General features: G+C 71.2%; 19 protein-coding genes. 13 read left to right on the top strand and 6 right to left on the bottom strand.

The genetic code is table 11. The features are described from left to right. Positions 1-9: 9 nt before the first annotated feature. From VK923_19250 to VK923_19220, 7 genes are all read left to right on the top strand, one after another. The gene (locus VK923_19250) at positions 10-420 is read left to right on the top strand and encodes a cobalamin B12-binding domain-containing protein (GenBank protein ID HSJ46817.1); all 411 of its coding nucleotides are present in this window, start codon (positions 10-12) and stop codon (positions 418-420) included. A 123-nt stretch (positions 421-543) separates the two neighbouring features. Further along, the gene (gene sucC, locus VK923_19245) at positions 544-1,686 is read left to right on the top strand and encodes an ADP-forming succinate--CoA ligase subunit beta (protein ID HSJ46816.1); all 1,143 of its coding nucleotides are present in this window, start codon (positions 544-546) and stop codon (positions 1,684-1,686) included. A 46-nt stretch (positions 1,687-1,732) separates the two neighbouring features. Further along, positions 1,733-2,671 carry a succinate--CoA ligase subunit alpha gene (sucD, locus tag VK923_19240; protein ID HSJ46815.1) on the top strand — a complete coding sequence of 313 codons (939 nt, stop codon included), beginning with the start codon at positions 1,733-1,735 and terminating at the stop codon, positions 2,669-2,671. Positions 2,672-2,804: 133 nt separating this feature from the next. Next, positions 2,805-4,379: a hypothetical protein gene (locus tag VK923_19235; GenBank protein ID HSJ46814.1), complete on the top strand. Its 1,575-nt coding sequence runs from the start codon at positions 2,805-2,807 to the stop codon at positions 4,377-4,379. Positions 4,380-4,429: 50 nt separating this feature from the next. Beyond that, a complete protein-coding gene (gene purN, locus VK923_19230; protein HSJ46813.1) occupies positions 4,430-5,020 on the top strand; it encodes a phosphoribosylglycinamide formyltransferase in 591 nt (196 codons plus the stop codon). Beyond that, on the top strand, positions 5,017-6,549 hold the full coding sequence (purH, locus tag VK923_19225; protein HSJ46812.1) for a bifunctional phosphoribosylaminoimidazolecarboxamide formyltransferase/IMP cyclohydrolase: 1,533 nt from the start codon (positions 5,017-5,019) through the stop codon (positions 6,547-6,549). The genes purN and purH overlap by 4 nt, the downstream gene beginning before the upstream one ends. A 154-nt stretch (positions 6,550-6,703) precedes the next feature. Then, positions 6,704-7,552: an SDR family NAD(P)-dependent oxidoreductase gene (locus VK923_19220; protein HSJ46811.1), complete on the top strand. Its 849-nt coding sequence runs from the start codon at positions 6,704-6,706 to the stop codon at positions 7,550-7,552. Here VK923_19220 and VK923_19215 read toward each other — a convergent pair. Further along, positions 7,534-8,532 carry a DMT family transporter gene (locus tag VK923_19215; protein HSJ46810.1) on the bottom strand — a complete coding sequence of 333 codons (999 nt, stop codon included), beginning with the start codon at positions 8,530-8,532 and terminating at the stop codon, positions 7,534-7,536. The genes VK923_19220 and VK923_19215 overlap by 19 nt on opposite strands. 44 nt (positions 8,533-8,576) lie before the next feature. On the opposite strand from VK923_19215, the gene VK923_19210 reads away from it, so the two are divergent. From VK923_19210 to VK923_19195, 4 genes are all read left to right on the top strand, one after another. Then, positions 8,577-10,001: a hypothetical protein gene (locus VK923_19210; protein ID HSJ46809.1), complete on the top strand. Its 1,425-nt coding sequence runs from the start codon at positions 8,577-8,579 to the stop codon at positions 9,999-10,001. Between the two features lie 43 nt (positions 10,002-10,044). Further along, positions 10,045-10,923, top strand: a complete 879-nt coding sequence (locus tag VK923_19205; protein HSJ46808.1) for a bifunctional 5,10-methylenetetrahydrofolate dehydrogenase/5,10-methenyltetrahydrofolate cyclohydrolase — start codon at positions 10,045-10,047, stop codon at positions 10,921-10,923. 71 nt (positions 10,924-10,994) lie between these two features. Then, complete coding sequence (gene mdh / locus VK923_19200; GenBank protein HSJ46807.1) at positions 10,995-11,924, top strand: malate dehydrogenase; 930 nt, start codon at positions 10,995-10,997, stop codon at positions 11,922-11,924. A gap of 178 nt (positions 11,925-12,102) precedes the next feature. Then, a complete protein-coding gene (locus tag VK923_19195; GenBank protein HSJ46806.1) occupies positions 12,103-12,291 on the top strand; it encodes a hypothetical protein in 189 nt (62 codons plus the stop codon). A gap of 13 nt (positions 12,292-12,304) precedes the next feature. On the opposite strand, the gene VK923_19190 is transcribed toward VK923_19195, so the two are convergent. The 5 genes from VK923_19190 to VK923_19170 all read right to left on the bottom strand — a co-directional run bounded on the left by VK923_19190 (position 12,305) and on the right by VK923_19170 (position 17,120). Continuing rightward, positions 12,305-13,063, bottom strand: coding sequence for a LytTR family DNA-binding domain-containing protein (locus tag VK923_19190; protein ID HSJ46805.1), 759 nt, complete (start codon positions 13,061-13,063; stop codon positions 12,305-12,307). Positions 13,064-13,273: 210 nt separating this feature from the next. Then, complete coding sequence (locus VK923_19185; GenBank protein ID HSJ46804.1) at positions 13,274-14,575, bottom strand: histidine kinase; 1,302 nt, start codon at positions 14,573-14,575, stop codon at positions 13,274-13,276. Beyond that, the gene (locus tag VK923_19180) at positions 14,572-16,299 is read right to left on the bottom strand and encodes a cation acetate symporter (protein ID HSJ46803.1); all 1,728 of its coding nucleotides are present in this window, start codon (positions 16,297-16,299) and stop codon (positions 14,572-14,574) included. The genes VK923_19185 and VK923_19180 overlap by 4 nt, the downstream gene beginning before the upstream one ends. A gap of 19 nt (positions 16,300-16,318) precedes the next feature. Then, positions 16,319-16,651, bottom strand: coding sequence for a hypothetical protein (locus tag VK923_19175; GenBank protein ID HSJ46802.1), 333 nt, complete (start codon positions 16,649-16,651; stop codon positions 16,319-16,321). Positions 16,652-16,661: 10 nt separating this feature from the next. After that, positions 16,662-17,120 carry a hypothetical protein gene (locus VK923_19170; GenBank protein HSJ46801.1) on the bottom strand — a complete coding sequence of 153 codons (459 nt, stop codon included), beginning with the start codon at positions 17,118-17,120 and terminating at the stop codon, positions 16,662-16,664. A gap of 256 nt (positions 17,121-17,376) precedes the next feature. Here VK923_19170 and VK923_19165 point away from each other — a divergent pair, with 256 nt between their 5' ends. Next, complete coding sequence (locus VK923_19165; GenBank protein ID HSJ46800.1) at positions 17,377-17,691, top strand: DUF4212 domain-containing protein; 315 nt, start codon at positions 17,377-17,379, stop codon at positions 17,689-17,691. After that, positions 17,688-18,980 (top strand): VC_2705 family sodium/solute symporter (locus VK923_19160; GenBank protein HSJ46799.1); only part of this gene is annotated, 1,293 nt, incomplete at its 3' end. The genes VK923_19165 and VK923_19160, both read left to right, overlap by 4 nt.

Genomic DNA, 18,980 nt, shown 5'->3' with positions numbered 1-18,980 from the left:
GGACGTCCGGTGGCGGTCCGGGTGCTGGTGGCCAAGCCAGGCCTTGACGGCCATGACCGAGGCGCCAAGATCGTCGCCCGCGCACTGCGCGACGCCGGGTTCGAGGTGATCTACACCGGGTTGCACCAGACCCCGGAGCAGATCGTCGAGGCGGCCCTGCAGGAGGACGTGCAGGTCGTCGGCCTGTCGATCCACTCGGGCGCGCACATGACCCTGTTCCCCAGGGTCGTGGAGCTGCTGGCGGAGCGCGACGCCTCCGACATCGTGGTCTTCGGTGGCGGGATCATCCCGTCGGAGGACATCGTCGAGCTCAAGCAGCGAGGCGTTGCCGAGATCTTCACCCCGGGCTCTCGCACCGACACGATCATCGACTGGGTCCGTGACCATGTCCACGACCCGGCCGTGGACGGGGGAGCCTGACCCTGGCGTCCGGCGGCGGTTCACGCCGGTCGGCGCTGCGCATGATGACACCGGGTCATCGACGGCCACGAGGGGTCGCACGCCATCGTCGCCGGCAGACACGAAGGACACACCGTGAACCTGATGGAGTACCAGGGCAAGGAGCTGTTCCGCTCGCTCGGCATCCCGACGACCCCGCGTGGTGAGCTGGCGACCTCTCCGGGTGAGGCCCTGACGCATGCGGCGAACTTCGGCGTGCCGGTCATGGTCAAGGCGCAGGTGCTGACCGGTGGCCGGGGGAAGGCGGGCGGCGTCAAGTACTGCCGGGACGCCGACGAGGCACGCGCGCGGGCCGAGGGGATCCTCGGTCTCGACATCTCGGGCCACAGGGTCAACAAGGTGCTGATCGAGCCTGCCAGCGACATCGCCGAGGAGTACTACCTGTCGATCCTGCTCGACCGCTCGAGCAAGGGCTACAAGATCATCGCGAGCGTCGAGGGAGGGGTCGAGATCGAGGAGGTCAACCGCACCCAGCCGGAGAAGGTCCGCAAGGAGGACATCGATCCCGCCGGCGGGATCGACCGCGACCGGGCGAAGGGCGTTCTGACGCAGGCCAGCTTCCCCGACGACGTGATCGGTGAGGGCGCCGATGTGCTCGTCGCTCTCTACGAGGGCTTCGTGGCGTCCGACGCGACGCTGTTCGAGGTGAACCCACTGGTCAAGACGGCCGACGGGCGCGTGATCGCGCTCGACTCGAAGGTGACGATCGACGACAACGCCCTGTTTCGGCACCCCGATCTCGCGGCGCAGTCCGAGGAGGAGGCCGACAGCCCGCTGGAGGCGAAGGCGAAGGAGCAGGGTCTGCAGTACGTCAAGCTCCACGGTGATGTCGGCGTGCTCGGCAACGGCGCGGGACTCGTCATGGCAACGCTCGATGTCGTCAACCAGGCGGGTGGGCAGCCCGCGAACTTCCTCGACGTCGGCGGAGGCGCCGACGCGGAGAAGATGACGCAGTCCCTGTCGCTGGTGCTGTCCGACGAGCACGTCCGCAGTGTGCTGATCAACATCTTCGGCGGGATCACCCGTGGCGACGAGGTGGCCAGCGGCATCCTGGCCGCGCTGGACAACCTGGGCGAGGTCCCGCAGAAGCTGGTCGTACGGCTCGATGGGACCAAAGCCGAGGATGGCCGTGCCATCCTCGACGACGCCGACCACCCCAGCATCGTGACCGCCGACACCATGGTCGCCGCCGCCGAGAGGGCCGTCGAGCTTGCCGCGCAGGCGTGAGACGGCGAGCCGCGGATCGAGTGCGCCACGACGAAGGAGCATCAACGTGAGCATCCTCATCGACAGCAACACCCGGGTCCTCGTGCAGGGCATCGGCAACCAGGGCACCTTCCACGCGCGGCGCAACGCCGACTACGGCACGACGATCGTGGCCGGTGTGCATCCAAAGCGCGGTGGCGAGACCTGGGAGGAGCTTGACCGGCCGATCTACGCCAGCGCGATCGAGGCGGTCGAGCACGAGGACATCAACACGTCGATGATCCTGGTGCCCGCACCGTTCGCGAAGGACGCGATCATCGAGGCCTTCGAGGCCGGCATCGAGCTGATCGTATGCCTGACCGAAGGCATCCCGGTCCACGACATGGCGCAGATCTACAACACCTTCTATCCGCGCTACGCCGACGGTTCGTTCACCAGGGAGGGCCGCCCTGTCCTCATCGGGCCGAACTGTCCGGGGCTGATCTCGCCCGGCAAGGCCAACGTCGGCTTCATCCCCGAGTCCAGCACCCGTGCGGGACCGGTTGGCCTGGTCAGCCGGTCAGGCACGCTGACCTACCAGTTGATGCACGAGCTGGACGCGGCCAGCGTCGGCATCTCGACCTGCGTGGGGATCGGCGGCGATCCGATCATCGGCTCGGACTTCATGGACATCATTCCGCAGCTGGCCGAGGACCCCGAGACCGAGGCCATCCTGTTCGTGGGTGAGATCGGCGGCACCGAGGAACAGCGGGTCGGCCGGTGGATCCACGAGCACATCCCGGACATGCCGGTCGCAGCCTACGTCGCCGGGTTCACCGCGCCTCCCGGCAAGCAGATGGGCCATGCCGGCGCGATCATCAAGGAGGGGGGCGACGGCGGCGAGACCGCGGCCGACAAGAAGACGGCTCTGACGGAGCTTGGCATCGACGTCGGCATGAACCCCAGCGAGACCGCGCAGCTGATGATCGAGCGCCTCGGCCAGGGGGCGAGGGGCCTGATGACCTAACGGCACCCCGGACCGGCCAGCAGTCCGTGTTGCCGTGGTCGCTGGTGCTGCGATGATGGGGGCCGAGCGGGATGCTGTCCACCGTGCCCTGCCCGCATCTTCATCGTCCATCGCGCTGCAAAGGACCCGCGGGATGTCTGATCCGGGTGTGACCGCAGATCGCTGGCACAGGCGGCCCGGCCTGGCGCGCGCCTACCGCGTGTACGCGATGGTCGGTCCGCTGCTCGCGTTGTTCAGTGTCGCCTACTTCGCGGCGGACCTGCTGCCCCCGGCGGGCGGGCCGGTGACCGAGGTGCTGCGCGGGGCGCTGATCGCCGGTGTCGCTCTGGCCGGCGCGCTCGCCGTCGAGCGGACGCTGCGCCGCCTGCTGCCGGTCGCCGCCCTGCTCGACCTCGACCTGGGCTTCCCGGGCGCCGTGCCGAGGCGGTCGCGGATCGCTTCGCTGGCGTCGCTGCGGGGCGGCGACGCCGAGCTGGCCGACCTGCTGCCCGGCATGGCCGACCGCGATCTCGACGCCGCCGCCGAGCACGTCATCATCAGCTATGCAGCGACCGCACGGAGCGGACTCCGGCCGCGCTCACACGCTGGGCGGGTCCGGGCTGTCGCGACGCTCGTCGCGGAACGCCTCCACCTCGACCGCGACGACCTGGACCGGTTCCAGTGGGCGCTGCTGCTGCGCGAGCTCGGCACAGGCCCTGATGACCTGCCGCACCCCCACCAGCCGATGGTCGCGTGGCTCGGTCCGTGGAGTGCGCTGCTGCGTGGCCCGTTCATCGACGTCGCCACGACCAGCACCACCTCATCCGTCGCGATCGCCGCGCACGCCGCGGCCGTCGCCGACGCGTACGTCGTCGTGACCGCCGCGCATCCCTACGAGCGGTCGCTCGACGGCGGCAGCCCGCTCCCCTTGGAAGCGCTGGCCGCCGAGCGCCTGTCGCCCATCGCCGTGGAGTCGCTGCTCCGGCTGTCCGTGCCCGTTCGCCGCCGGGCGGCGGGGTTCACGTCCGGTGTCCCGTCACGCCTCGTGCGCTACTCGCCGACCCCGCAGCCGGTCTTCGCGCTGGCGTCGCTGCTGGCGGTGCTCGCCTTCGTCGCCGGGGGCGTCGGGACGGCACAGACGACGCTGCCGGCACAGGTTGCTGCAGCCGAGGACCCCGGCTCCGACGCGGGTACCGGGCCGGACACGCTCTCGTTCCCGCCCGCGGGCGGCCGCACGCTCATGGTCGAGGCCGCGCGCAAGGAGCCGGCGCCCTCGAGGAACCGGAAGGACAGAATGGCCAGGGCATCCGCGGACGACTCGACCGTCAGACCTCCATGGCGGGTCGCGTCGCTCCTCCCCGGCGAACGGGCGACGGCGTCGTCGTACCCGGGCCTCAGCGCGATGCGATCCACCGCTTCCGGCGGTAGCGACACGGTGTCGGCTCGCGGCGGCGGATCCGCCAGGAGCTCGGCGTCGTCGGGATCGGCCGGCACGCCGTCGAGCAAGCCGACGAGCTCACCGGAGCCGAGGCCCAGGCCGAAGGCGGATCCCGCACCGGCGCCGGACTCCGATCCGACGCCGGCACCCGACCCGGACCCCGGCCCGGCGCCTGCACCCGACCCGGATCCGGCGCCTACCCCCGACCCGGATCCGGCGCCTACCCCCGACCGGGATCCGGCGCCTGCGCCCGACCCGGACCCGGGACCAGACGTCGAACCGGCCCCGTAGGACCACGGCCGGCAGGCCCGTCCATCCGACTGACCAGGGATCTCACCGGCGTGCACTCCCAGCGAATCGTCGTGCTGGCCAGCGGGTCAGGCACCAACCTCCAGGCGCTGCTCGACGCTCCCGACCTCGGCGGTGACGTCGTCGGCGTGGTGTCGGACCGGCCCGGTGCGCGGGCACTGGAACGCGCCGCGGCTCGTGGTGTGCACATCGCGACGGTGCCGCTGGACGGCGACCGGGTGGCGTGGGAGGCGACCCTGACCGATCGGGTCGCTGGGATGCGACCCGACCTGGTGGTGCTGGCCGGTTTCATGCGTGTGCTGTCGGGTGCCTTCGTGCACCGGTGGCCGGTGATCAACATCCACCCCTCGCTGCTGCCCGCGTTCCCCGGCGCCCACGCCGTCGAGGACGCGCTGGCATGGGGTGTCAAGGTCACGGGTGTCACGGTGCACTTCGTCGACGAGCTCGTCGACCACGGCCCGATCATCGCCCAGGAGGCCGTGGCCGTGCATCCCGGCGACACGGCGGCCAGCCTGCACGAACGGCTGCGGAAGATCGAGCACCAGCTGCTACCTGATGTGGTGCGGGACTGGTGCGCCGGACGCCTCATCCGTGCCGGACGACACGTGAGGACACAACCGTGAGCAACGCCCCACTCCAACCGCGACGCGCACTCATCAGCGCGTACGACAAGACCGGCCTGGCGCTGCTGGCACGCGCGCTGCACGACGCCGGGGTCGAGCTCGTGTCCACCGGCTCGACCGCCCGGGTCATCGCCGATGCCGGCGTGCCGGTCACCCCGGTCACCGACGTGACCGGGTTCCCCGAGATCCTCGACGGCCGCGTCAAGACGCTGCACCCCGCGGTGCACGGTGGCATCCTCGCCGACCGCGGCGTGGCTGAGCACCTGCGGACGCTCACCGAGCACGGCATCACGCCGATCGACCTGGTCGTGTCGAACCTGTACCCGTTCGAGCAGACCGTCGCGAACCCTGACGTCTCCGCTGCCGACGCGATCGAGATGATCGACATCGGAGGGCCGGCCATGATGCGGGCGGCCGCCAAGAACCACGCGCACGTGGCGGTCGTGGTCGACCCGGCCGATTACACGACGATCGTCGAGCAGGTCTCAGGCGACGGCATCGAGGCCGGAACGCGCCGTCGCCTGGCGGCGAAGGCGTTCACCCACACCGCCACCTACGACGCGGCCATCGTCGCCTGGTTCGCCGGCGACGATCCCATGCCATTCACGCGGGTCGACGTGTGGCACAAGGTGACGGACCTGCGCTACGGCGAGAACCCCCACCAGCAGGCCGCGTTCTACCGGCCGCCGTCGCCGCGGGGGCTGTCCGCCGCACCCCTGCTGCAGGGCAAGGCGCTGAGCTACACCAACCTGCTCGACGCCGATGCGGCGTGGCGCATGGCGACCGCCTTCGGCGAGCCGTGCGTGGCGATCGTCAAGCACACCAACCCCACGGGCATCGCGCTGGCCGCCAGCCTGGCGGAGGCGTACGGACCGGCGCTGGCCGGTGACCCGGTCAGCGCGTTCGGCGGCATCGTGGGCTGCAATCGCGAGGTCGACGCCGAGACGGCACGGCAGGTCATCGAGGTCTTCACCGAGGTCGTGGTCGCGCCGGCGTTCTCGGCCGAGGCGCGCGAGGAGTTCGTCAAGCGGCGCAACCTGCGGCTGCTGGAGGTCTCGGTGCCGGACTCCGATGTGGTGCAGGCGCAGACCGTCGCGGGCGGCCTGCTGGTGCAGCGCCCGGATCTGGGCACCGACGACGCCGCCGGCTGGCAGGTCGTGACCCGGGCACAGCCGACCGCCGAGCAGAGCGCAGCGTTGGCGTTCGCCTGGCAGGCGTGCCGCCACGTGAAGTCGAACGCGATCGTGCTGGTCCACGACCGCGCGGTCGTCGGGGTCGGCGCCGGGCAGATGTCGCGCGTCGACAGCGTCGAGCTGGCGGTCCGCAAGGCCGGAGACCGCGCGAAGGGTTCCGTGCTGGCCAGCGACGCGTTCTTCCCGTTCCGCGACGGTCCCGACGCCGCGATCACGGCGGGCGTCGCGGCGATCATCCAGCCGGGCGGCTCGAAGCGCGACGACGACACGATCGCGGCGTGCGACGAGGCGGGCATCCCGATGCTGACCACGGGCCACCGCCACTTCCGCCACTGACCCAAACCGCACCCGGCCCCCCACCCCGAACTTCGCTGCACCACCTTCGGTCCCGAATCTCGGGGTGGGGGCAGGACTTCGGGTCAGGGCCGAAGTCCGGACCTCACCCGAGCTGTGCCCCACACCCCGAGCTTCGGCGTGAGACACTGCGGGCATGAACGCCGGCACGGTCGTGGTCACGGGCGCCGCCACGGGAATCGGGCGGCGCGCCGCCGTGCAGCTCGCCGGGGCGGGGCGCCATGTGATCGTTATGGCGCGGTCGGACGAACGGGCCGCCGGCGTCGTGGCGGAGGCGACCGCCGCGGCCCGCGCGGGCGGCCGAGTCGAGAGCATCCCGGCCGACCTCGCCGATCTCGCGCAGGTCCGGGCCGCCGCCGAGCGGATCGCCGCGGTCGGTCCGGTGCAGGCTGTCGTCAACAACGCCGCGATCCTCGCCGTCGCCAGGCGGCGGCCGAGGATCACCACCGACGGGATCGAGGAGGTCTTCGCGGTCAACCACGTGGCGCCGTTCGTGCTGACCACGATCCTGTGGCCCCACCTCGTCGGCGACGGCCGCGTCGTGCTCGCCGGTTCGCGCGGCCTGACCGCGATGCCGTGGCAGCGCCTGGACCTCGACGACCTCGACAGCCGACGGCGCTGGTCGCCGGTGCGCGCCTACTACCGCTCGAAGCTCGCCCAGCTGGCGTTCGCAGCCGAGCTGCGGCGCCGCGGCGTGGTGGCGGCCGCCCTCCAGATCCCCAGCGTGCGGCTCGACCAGGAGCGCCTGGCCGCCTACCCGCCCCTGCTGCAGCTGGCGTACCGGCCCAAGATGCGGTTCGCCGCGGACCCTGCGGCGGTGGCTGCACGGTACGTCGAGCTGGCGACCGGGCCGATCCCGCCCACCGGCCACGTCGACGCGCGGTTGCGTCCGGTCCGCTGGCCCGATGGCACCGGGGATGCCGCGCTGGGAGCGCAGGTGTGGTCGTTGACGAAGGAGCTGGCGGGTCAGCGCTCCGATCGCTGACGGTCGCGCCCCGCGGCCGCGTCGCTGGCGGTCGATACGACGATGCCGGCCAGGACGAGCCCGACGCCTCCCAGCTGGACGACCGATGGCGCCTCGCCGAGCAGCACGATGCCCAGGAGCACCGCGCTGACGGGCTGGAGCAGCAGCAGCACCGAGGTCACGATCGCGGGCAGGCGGGGCAGGGCGTACGAGATCAGCAACCAGCCGACCACCTGCGAGTTGAGCGCGAGAACGATCAGCCATCCGTGCTCCGGCCAGCTGGGCACGAGGTCGAGGTCGCCGAGCGCGAGTCCGGCGACCGCCGCACCGAGGCCACCGACGACGGTCGCGTCGAGCAGCGCGCCGGCCTTGTGCTCCTGGTCGGCGTTGCCCGCTCGGAGCAGCAGCAGGTAGCCGGAGTACGCGACCGCGGCGAGCAGGCCGAGCGCGGCCCCGAGGCCGGGGTCGTCGCCATAGGCGTCCGCGCCGATCACGCCGGAGATCAGCACGACGCCGAACAGCATGACCGGCACCGCGCCGATGGTGGCGCGCGACGGTCGCTCGCCCAGCACGACCCACGCGACCAGGCCGACGATGACCACCTGGACGTTGGCCAGCACCGTCGCCAGTCCGGCGCCGACCACGTCGATGGCGTAGTGCCAGGCCACGAGGTCGACGGCGAACGCGACGCCGGCCGCAAGGGAGCGCCGTCGGTGCGCCACATCGCGTCGTCCAGCGGCCCGCGTCTCGCGACGCGCGAGCAGCGCCAGCACCGGCACGGCGTACAGGCACCGGAACACCGCCGACGTCGCGGGCGCGACCGTCGAGAGCCGCACGTAGATGCCCGAGAAGGCGATGGCGAACGCGCCCAGCGCGCCCAGCAGCAGCGGCAGCCGGAGCGCGCCACGGGCCGCGGGGCCCGCCACGTCCCCGACATTGGCACGATCGTCGAGGGGCGCCGACCGGGGCACCCGTCGACCGGTCCCGCTGCGCAGCGCCACGGCGGATCCTCTCAAATCGGACCCGGGCACGATACCGTCACGGTGTGACCGTCAACGGGTCCATCGACCGCACCAGGATCGCGCGCCGCGACCGCGCCGCGCGACGGCTGCCGACTGTGCTCGGCGCGCAGCTGCGGCACCGCATCGGCGTCGGCGGCGAGGGGGAGGTCTGGGCCGCCGCGGCCCGTGATGGGAACCTACGCGCGGTCAAGCTGATCCGACCGGATGTCGTGGCTGAGCCGGCCACGTTCGCTCGGCGGGCGCAGGAGCTGGCCCGCATCGACGACCCGGCGCTGGTGCGCGTCCTCAACGCGCGGGTACTCACCTCTGGGGACTGGGCCGGCTGGGGTGCGATGATCATGGAGCTCGTGGAAGGCGAGCCGCTCGACAACGCCTACCTGGGCGCGGCGGCCTTCGCCGACCTCGAGCCGCTCGCGCTGGCGCTCGACCGTCTGCACGACGGGGAGTGGTCCGACGGCGAGCCCCTTGTCCACCGCGACGTCAAGCCGTCGAACCTGATCCGTGCCGACGCCGGGCGCATCGTGCTGGTCGACCCGTCGAGCCTGCGCACGGTCGGCGGTGACATGACCTACGTCGGCACACCATTGTTCGTTGCGCCGGAGGTGCCATCCGGACGGTTCGGACCTCCGGCGGACGTCTACTCGTTCGCGGCGACGCTGGTCGCGCTGCACTCCGGTGCGCGCGGCGAGAAGCTGGCCGACCTGCTGGCCGAGCCTCGGGCGCTCGACCTGCCGGATCCGGTGATCCGTGCGTTGTCGACGGTGCCCGACGAGCGGCCCGAGCGGTGCGCGGATCTCATCGACACGACCCAGACCATCGTGCTGTACGCGACGTCGCCACTCGACGACGTCGGAACTGGCCCGCAGACGTCGCGGACGTGGTGGCGCCTGGGGCTGCTGACGGCAGCCGCCGTCCCGGTGGCCATGGGCCTGGTGCTGCCGTCGCCGGGCGTGGCCCTCGCGGGCCTCGGCGGCGTCGCGGGCCTGCTGGCCATCGACCCGGCGCTGCGGGGTCCGTCGTTGCCGTGGCTGCCACTGGCCGTGGCGCGCTGGCTGGCGCGCACCCTCGATGCCGACGACGACGTGCGGGAACGGCTGACCGCGACAGTGCACGGTGCACAGCTGCTACCCCTCGCGCCCGTCCTCGGGGCGCTGCTGGGCTATGGCCCCCTCATGGTGGTGGTGGGCACCGTCGGCCAGATCGCGGGGGTCGCCGTCATCTGCGCACTCGCCCTGACGTGGTTCGCCGTTGCGACCGCCGGCGATGGAACGCAGCGGTTGACCGTGGCCAGTGCCCTGCTGGTACCGGTCTGGGTCGTCGGGGTCTTCGCCAGGGCGCTCGTCCGGATCGTGGCAGCGGTCAACGACGCGCTTCGGGCGGCCGATGCGGACGCGGCCGCGGCTGACGGCACCGACGGCGGGGAGGCAGCCGGCGGTGCGAGCCGGTAGCGTGTGTCGCCCATCGCAGGACCCGCAGGACGCAGGAGCACGGATGACTGCACGGCTCATCGACGGCAGGGCGACAGCGGCCGCCGAGCGTGAACGCATCGCCGCGGAGACCGCGGAGCTGGCGAGGACCGGCGTCGTGCCCGGTCTCGCCGCGATCCTGGTCGGTGACGACCCGGCGAGCCACGTCTACGTCGGGCAGAAGGAGCGCATGTGCGAGCGCGTCGGCATGACGTCCCACGGCGTCCGCCTACCGGCCGACGCAACCCAGGACCACCTGCACGGTGAGATCGACCGGCTCAACGCGGACCCGCACGTGCACGGCATCATCGTCCAGATGCCGCTACCGGCGCAGCTCGACGCGGTCACCGCGCAGGAACGGGTCGATCCGCTCAAGGACGTCGACGGGCTGCACCCCGACAACGCCGGCCGCCTGCTGCGCGGCGACCCGCGGTTCGTCCCGGCGACGCCGTTGGGCTGCCAGGTGCTGTTGCGCACGGCGGGCATCGAGATCAACGGTGCTGATGTGGTCGTCATCGGCCGGTCGCAGCTCGTCGGGCGGCCGCTCGCCATGCTCCTGACGACCCGGGGCGAGGGCGCGAACGCCACGGTGACGATCTGTCACACCGGCACGCGGGACCTCGCCGCGCACACCCGCACCGCGGACATCGTCGTGGTCGCGACCGGCGTGTCGCGCACCCTGACGGCCGACATGGTCCGGCCGGGCGCCGCGGTGATCGACGTCGGCATCAACCGGCGCGACGACGGCACGCTCGAGGGTGACGCCGACTTCGACGGCGTGGCGGAGGTCGCGGGCGCGATCACGCCGGTCCCCGGGGGAGTTGGACCGATGACCGTCACGATGCTGCTGCACAACACCCTGCTGGCCGCACGGTTGCAGGCGCACGCCGCAGCCCACGTGTAGCCGCGGTCCGCGGCCGGGTAGGGTCGCCCGAGGATTCCATCTGCTCACCCCCCGACCTGGGAGGCGCACCCGTGAAGGTAACCGTGATCGGCGCCGGCAAGTACGGCTCGACGACCGTCCAGCGCATCGCGCAGGCCGACTTCGCCGACGAGGTCGTCATGCTCGACATCATCGAGGGCCTGCCGCAGGGCCTCGCGCTCGACATGAACCAGTCGCGGCCGATCGAGGGCTACGAGACGAAGGTCATCGGCACCAACGGGTACGAGAACGCGGACGGCTCCGACATCGTGGTCGTCACGGCCGGCAAGCCACGGTCGCCGGGCATGAGCCGGATGGACCTGCTCGAGGACAACGCCAAGATCGTCGGTGGTGTCGCGCGCCAGATCGCCGAGACCTCACCCGATGCCGTCGTCATCGTGGTGTCCAATCCGCTCGACGAGATGACTGCGCTGTTCCAGCAGGTGTCGGGCTTTCCCCACGAGCGTGTCATGGGACAGGCAGGCCTGCTCGATACGGCCCGCTTCCAGGACAAGATCGCGACCGCGCTGGGCATCTCGCCGCTCGTGGTCGAGGCGATCACACTCGGCTCGCACGGCGACACGATGGTGCCGGTCCCGTCGCAGGTCACCGTCGACGGCAAGCCACTGCGCGAGGTGATGGACGACGACGTGATCGAGCAGATCGTCGGTGCGACCCGAACCGGCGGCGCCGAGATCGTCGGGTTGCTCAAGCAGGGTTCTGCGTACTACGCGCCGTCGTCGGCCGCGGCCCGCATGGTGGGCGCCGTCGCGCTGGACCAGGGAGTGGTGCTACCGGTCTGCGCATGGGTCACCGGTGAGTACGGGATCAGTGACGTGTACCTGGGCGTGCCGGCGCGGCTCGGCCGGAGCGGTGTGACCGAGATCGTCGAGCTCGACCTCACCGACGACGAGCTGGGGGCATTGCGCGAGGCGGCGGAGGCGGTCCGCGACAAGGAGGCGGACGTCGCCTCACTCGTCTGACCACAGCAAGGACGCGGCGCTGCGGTGCTCCCCGTCACCACGTGAACACGAAGCGAGGCCGACCATGAACCGTCAACGACCCAACGCTCCGACGAGCGGCCGTCCCCGCCGCACCCGCGCTGGCGCGCCGGACGACGCCACGGCGCCGACGCGGACACGGCGCCGGAGCGGTGCGTCGGTGACCGCGGCTCCCGACCTGTCGGATGAGGAGGTCCGCGCCCTGCTCGACGACAACGTCGACCCCGACGAGGTCGAGCGGGTCGCACGTGACGCACAGGACGACGAGCAGGAGGCCAGCGACCACGATCGCGACACCCCACGCGACCGTCTCGAGAGCCTCCTGCTCGAGTCCGACGACGAGTTCTAGCGCCTTTCCCGGGTCACACGCCGAGCGCGCGACGCAGCGCCGCGGCCTGCCGGCGGGACACCTCGACCCGGCTGCGCTCAGGGTCGTCCATGATCAGCATCAGGCCACCCTGGAAGTCGGACACCAGTTCGCGGACGTGCCGGAGGTTGACCAGGTAGGAGCGGTGGCAGCGGAAGAACTCGTCGGTCAGGCGCCGCTCGAGGTCGGCCAACGAGTAGGTGGTCAGCACCCGGTCGTCGGCGAGCTTGAGGTAGCTGTAGCCGCGTGACGCGTTGGCGTAGTAGATCGCGTCGGGCTCCACGAGCACCGTGCGGCCGGCCTGCTGGATCGGGATCCGGGCGGTGAGGGTGGACCCGGCGGGCGTGACGCCTGTGGGCGGATCGTCATCGTCGGCGCCGAACGGACGCAGCGCGCGCTCCAGCGCGCGCCGGAGCCGGTCCTCGTCGAACGGCTTGACCAGGTAGTCGACCGCCGCCAGATCGAAGGCCTCGACGGCGTGGTCGGGGTACGCGGTCGTGAACACGATCGCCGGGGGATGCTCCTGCGCACGCAGCCGCGCGGCGAGCTCCAGGCCCGTGCCACCGGGCATGCGGATGTCTAGCAGTACCACGTCGTAGTGCAGCGAGTCCAACAGCACGGCGGCCTCGTCCGCGTTGGTCGCCTCACCGACCACCTGGACGTCCGGGAACGACTCGAGCAGGTACCGCAGCTCGGCGCGGGCGGGCGTCTCGTCGTCGACGATCAGGCAGCGCGCGCGACGGCGGGCGTCCATCAGGTGTCCCTTCGACCCGACCTGCTGGTGGCATCCATCGACGTATGCCCGGTCTGTCTCCCGGTCCCGGCCGGCATTCGATCGCATTTGCATCCGGGCTCGCGTCGTTGCGGCTCGCGCCGACACGAGCGCGGTGTTCGTCGCTCACCGCGCCTTGCGAGCCCGGCGCAGCCAGCACCCTCGGTGCACGACCGGTCCGGGAGACAGACCCTAGCGCAGCGGCAGGCGCAGGTCGACGGTCGTGCCCTTGTCACGTCCGGAGCGGACGTGCATCGAGTATCGCTCGCCGAACAGGTTCTCCAGGCGCTGGTTGATGTTGCGCAGCCCGATGCCCTCGCTGGGCGCCTGCCCTGCCAGCACCCGGTCCAGCACGTCGTCGGGCATGCCCACCCCGTCATCGCGCACCTGGATCATCGTGGTCCCGCTCAGCGGGTCGACGCGGGCACGCAGGCTGACCGTTCCGCCACCGACCTTCTCTGACAGACCGTGCTTGACCGCGTTCTCGACGAGCGGCTGGATCGTCAGCACCGGCACCTGCACGCTCAGGACCTGCGGGTCGACGTCGAAGCGCACGTGCAGGCTGTCGCCGTACCTCGCCTGCTCGAGCGACAGATACGTTCGGACGAAGAAGTACTCCTGCGCGAAGTCGGCGAACTGCCCGTCCTGGCGGATCGAGTAGCGGAAGAAGTCACTCAGCCGCAGCAGTAGCCGGCGGGCGTTCTCAGGGTCGGTCCTGGCCTTGGACGCGATGGTGTTGAGGACGTTGAACAGGAAGTGCGGGTTGATCTGCGCGCGCAGCGCGTTCAGCCGCGCGTCGGCCGCCAGCTGCCGCTCACGGTCGGCCTCGGCGAGCTCGAGGTGCAACGACAGGATGCTGGCCAGGTCCTGCACCGGCTGCTTCGCGGGCGGGGTCCCGTCGATGCGGTACACCTTCAACGTGCCGACCACGCGGTGGGCCACCAGAAGCGGCGCCACGACGGCTGTCCGCAGGGGACACGTCGGGTCGGAGCAGCCCAGTTCCTCGCGCGTGCGCAGCACCTTGGTCCTCCCGCCGGCGAGGACCGCGCGGGTGGCTGCGGTCGTCGGCTGGTGCCCCGACCGGTGGTGGTCACTGCCCGGGCCGACGAACGCGAGCACGGACTCGGTGTCGGTGATCGCAACCGCATCGCCGGCGAGGATTGGCCGCAGCAGCCGCACGGTCCGATCTGCCGCCTCTGGCGTCAGGCCCGACCGCAACGGCAGATGGCGTCCGAAGACGGCGACCGACGTCGACGACTGTGCCCCCGGCACGCGCAGTCGCAGCAGCCGACCCCGGCCGGTGGCTGCCAGCGGATCGCGCGGCCCGCGCAGCGTCGATGGGAAGCCCAGGATCAGGGCGGTCGTCACGGCCACGCCGAGCGCGATGATCACGCCGGTGTGCAGCGGTGGGTCGGCGATCATCTGCGTCGTGACGTACAGCAGGATCCACGCGGCCGCCACGACCGTCGCGAGCAGTCCGGCCGAGCGGCTCATGACCAGCGTCCCGTGCCCCCGACGCGGACCTGATCGGAGGGGGGCCGGTGGGCTTCGGCGCTGCGGATCGTCAACCGGGCCAGCCGTTCGGCGGCCCGGTCCGCGGCGGTGCCGTGCAGCCGCACCCACAGCTCCGGAAGGTCGGCCGGCACCTCGGTCCGCAGCGAGACCACGACGGCTGCGATGATGGCACACGGCGCAGCGACCGGCGTCGGCGTCAGCAACAGCGTCGCCACCGACCAGTCGGGGCGCAGCAGGGCGATCAGGAACATGGTGATCGCGGTGCCGCTGCCAACGAAGAGCCCCGCGACCGCGCCCGCCGCCGTCGTTCTGCGCCACCAGATGGACAGGATGATCACCGGCGTCAGCGCCGAACCTGCGACAGCGAATGCCCAGGTGACCATCGTGGCCACCGCCGAGGGGAACAGCGCCGACAGCGACGCCGGCTCCAGCTGCAACGCGACGACGGCGGCGACCGCGGCGGTGCCCACGACCGCGAGACGCCCCGCGAGCACGACCTGCGCCTGGGTCGCGCGGCGGTTGACGACGCCGGCGAAGGTGTCGTGCCCCCAGGACGCGGCCGCGGCGAGCAGCAGGCCAGCCATGGTCGAGATCACCGCCACGAGCGCCGCGATCGCGATCGTCGCCAGCCCGGCCTGGCCGGCGCTCAGCCGTCCGAGCGTCAGCATCGCGTGCTCGGGGATCCGCAGCACCCCATCGACCGTCAGGTCCGCCAGCCACGGCGTGGTGTCCGCGACCTGTTCGATCACGCTGCGTGCGGCTGTGCCGAGCATGACCGCGAGCATGTAGAACACACCGGCCGCACCCAGCACCCACACGGTCGTCCGTCGGGCCTCCCGGCCGGTCGGGCTCGTGAAGTAGCGGTTCATGACGTGGGGCAGCCCCGCGGTGCCCAGCATGAGCGTGATCAGCAGCATGGTCTGCCCGAGGACCGAGTACCGTGCGCCTGGCTCGTCGAAGCGCGCCGGGGCATCCGACTGCAGCGCGCTGCGCACCGGCTGCAGCTGCCACTGCCCGTCGACGAGCACGGGGTTGAGCAGCGGCTGTCTGGACAGATCCTCCACAGCACCCGTGTAGCTGAAGCCACTGCCCAGGACCATCGCAGCGAGCCACACCAGCACCGCCATCATGAGCACGAACTGCAAGGCCTGGGTCCACGTCGTGCCGCGCATGCCACCGAACGCGACCAGGCCGGCGATCGTCGTGGTCGCGACCACCACGCCGGTCGCGTAGGCATCGAGTCCGAGGACGCCCGATCCGACCAGGAGGCTCCACGTGATTCCGCTCGCCACCGCCTGGGGTATGAGGTAGCTGAGGACGATGATCTGGACCACGCCGACCGCGGCCAGGCGGACCTGGTCGGACACGAGCCGGCGGCCCAGGAAGTCAGGCAGCGAGTACTGGCCGAAGCGGCGCATCGGCGCCGCGACGAACAGCAGGACGGGCACGAACCCGGCCGCGAACCCGGCTGCGTACCACACCCCGTCCAGGCCCGAGACGTAGACGGCGGCAGCGACACCCAGGAACGACGCCGCCGAGAAGTAGTCGCCACATATCGCCAGCGCGTTGGTCACCACACCGATCCGTTGACCGGCGAGGTAGAAGTCGATGCTCGATGCCCGCCGTGGCCGCACGGCGAGTGCCAGGGCGAGCATCGTAAGGCCGGCCAGGGTGGCGATCAGCGCCGCCAGGTCGACGGTCACGGGTCCGCGTCCACCGTCGTCACGGCTCGCGCTCGGCCGCGTCGGCGTGGCCGGGCGTGCCGAGCATGCGGTGCTCGACGCCGGTGGCCAGCGACGCCGCTGCCATGCCGAGGAGGAAGAAGAACAGGTAGAGCCCGGCGCCGATCGCCACGAAGCCGGTCGCCCACTGCGCGACCTCGTTCTCGCTGGACCACCCTGTGAACAGGGTGACCGCCGGGATCGACAGGAGGCCGGCGAGGAACACCACGAAGTGGGCGACGGCGATGCGGCGCTGGGTGCGGAACACGGCGTCGACCTCGGCCGGCGTGTCGAACTCGTCGCGGCCGATCGGCTCGTCGGCGGTCGGGGTCACACCTGGCAATCTAGCGGTCGGCGTGGGCGGTGGGCGAGCGCGATCCGTCGGTCACCTGGGTGCGCAACAGAGCGACGGCCACGTACGCGGCGACCCCGCCCGAGATCAACACGAGCAGCAGGCCCGGTCCCGGCAGCCACGCCTGCCCGAGGCCGGGCAGCCGGCCCAGCGCCCACACCAGGCGCCAGGTGGGCACGGCGGTGCCAACGACCGCGAGCACGAGCGCGTGACCGACGACGACCATGCGGCGGCGCAGGATCGCCCCGGGCACGGCGAGCAGTCCCGCATAGAAGGTGTAGAGGCCACCGAGTGCCGCGCCGCTCGTGCTGCCGAAGGCGGTGTCGAGCCACGGCAGGAAGCTCGCGACGATCGTCACGAGTCCGGCGACGAGCAGCAGGGTCTGCGGCCTACCGAGATACGGCCAGCGGACACGCACGGTCGGTCGGTCGCCACGCGCGCGGTCAGCCATCCTCGGCACGGTACCTCATGAGGCATCGCACGGCGGCAGACATCGGCCCAACGGTGGTCCAGACTCTGCAGACGGTCGAGATCACGCACCGAACGGTCCAGCATCGGTCCACGTGCCGTCCGGACCGCCCTGTCACCCGTTGGCGAAGTCGTAGCCGCCGTCCACGGCACACCGCTTGCTGCACGTGCGTGGGTCCGGTTTGCTGGTCCGCGCGGTGAGGACCGCGCAGCTGCAGTTGGCGAGGGAGGCGCGTGCCATGGACGAATCGCAACGCCGCGAGTACTGGCGGTCGAACCTTCGGATCATGTCGATCCTGTTGGCCGTGTGGTTCTGCGTGAGCTTCCTGTTCGGGATCCTGCTCGTGGTGCCGCTGAACAACATCGTGATCAACGGGTTCCCGCTCGGCTTCTGGTTCGCCCAGCAGGGCTCGATCGTCACCTTCGTCATCCTGATCGGCGTCTACGTGTGGCGCATGGAGCGGCTCGACGACCACTACGGGGTCGGCCGCGAAGAGGAACAGCGCGTCGCGGACGAGGTGCGCAGGGCCCGCGAGAGGGGTAGGCGGCCATGACGAGCATCCAACTGTGGACCCTGATCTGGGTCGCCGGGACGTTCGGCCTGTACCTGTTCATCGCCTACCGCAGCCGGGTCTCGGACACCGAGGGCTTCTACGTCGCCGGGCACGGCGTGCCGGCCGTCGCCAACGGCGCCGCGATCGGCGCCGACTGGATGAGCGCCGCGTCGTTCATCTCGATGGCCGGGCTCATCTCCTTCCAGGGCTACGGCGGTTCGGTCTACCTGATGGGCTGGACCGGCGGCTACGTGCTGCTGGCGCTGCTGCTCGCGCCCTACCTGCGGAAGTTCGGCAAGTACACGGTCCCCGACTTCGTGGGCGACCGCTACTCCGAGACGGCGCGGGCGGTGGCTGCCGTGGCCGCGATCTTCGTGTCGCTGACCTACGTCGCCGGGCAGATGCGCGGCGTCGGCATCGTGTTCAGTCGCTACGTCGGGATCGAGATCTTCGGCGACGCGGTCATCGGCGGCGTGCTGATCGGCATGGCCGTCGTGTTCTTCTACGCCGTCCTCGGTGGCATGAAGGGCATCACGTGGACGCAGGTCGCCCAGTACAGCGTGCTGATCATCGCGTACCTGATCCCGGCGATCGCGATCGCCTACACGCTGTCGGGCAACCCGATCCCGCAGGTCTCGTTCGGCAACGTCGCACAGGACCTCAACGGCCTGCAGCAGGAACTGGGCTTCAGCGCGTACACGGATCCGTTCACCGATGAGAGCCGCAGCATGCTGAACATGCTTCTGATCACCGGCTCGCTGATGGTCGGGACGGCGGGCCTGCCGCACGTGATCGTGCGCTTCTACACCACCAAGACGGTGCGTGACGCGCGGGCGAGCGCGTTCTGGGCGCTGCTGTTCATCGCGATCCTGTACACGACCGCGCCCGCGGTCGGGGTGTTCGCCAAGACCAACTTCATCCAGGACGTCAGCAACGCGTCGGTCGACAACCTGCCCCAGTGGGTCATCGAGTGGCAGGACGCCGGCCTGATCACGATCGACGACAAGAACGGTGACGGGCAGGTGCAGTTCGCGCCTGGCGAGGCCGAGGACCCCGAGAGCGAGAACGAGATCACCCCCGACCTCGACATCATGGTGCTGGCCACCCCGCAGATCGCAGGGCTGCCCGCAATTGTGGTCGGCCTGGTCGCGGCCGGTGGCCTGGCCGCCGCGCTGTCGACCGCCTCCGGACTGCTGCTGGTCATCTCGTCGTCGGTCGCGCACGACTTCTACTACAAGCGGTTCCGGCCCAACGCCACGGAGGCGCAGCAGCTCCGGGCCGGGCGGATC

The sequence above is a fragment of the Euzebyales bacterium genome (assembly GCA_035461305.1).
GTDB lineage: Bacteria > Actinomycetota > Nitriliruptoria > Euzebyales > JAHELV01 > JAHELV01.
This window is presented reverse-complemented; position numbering and strand designations above follow the sequence as displayed.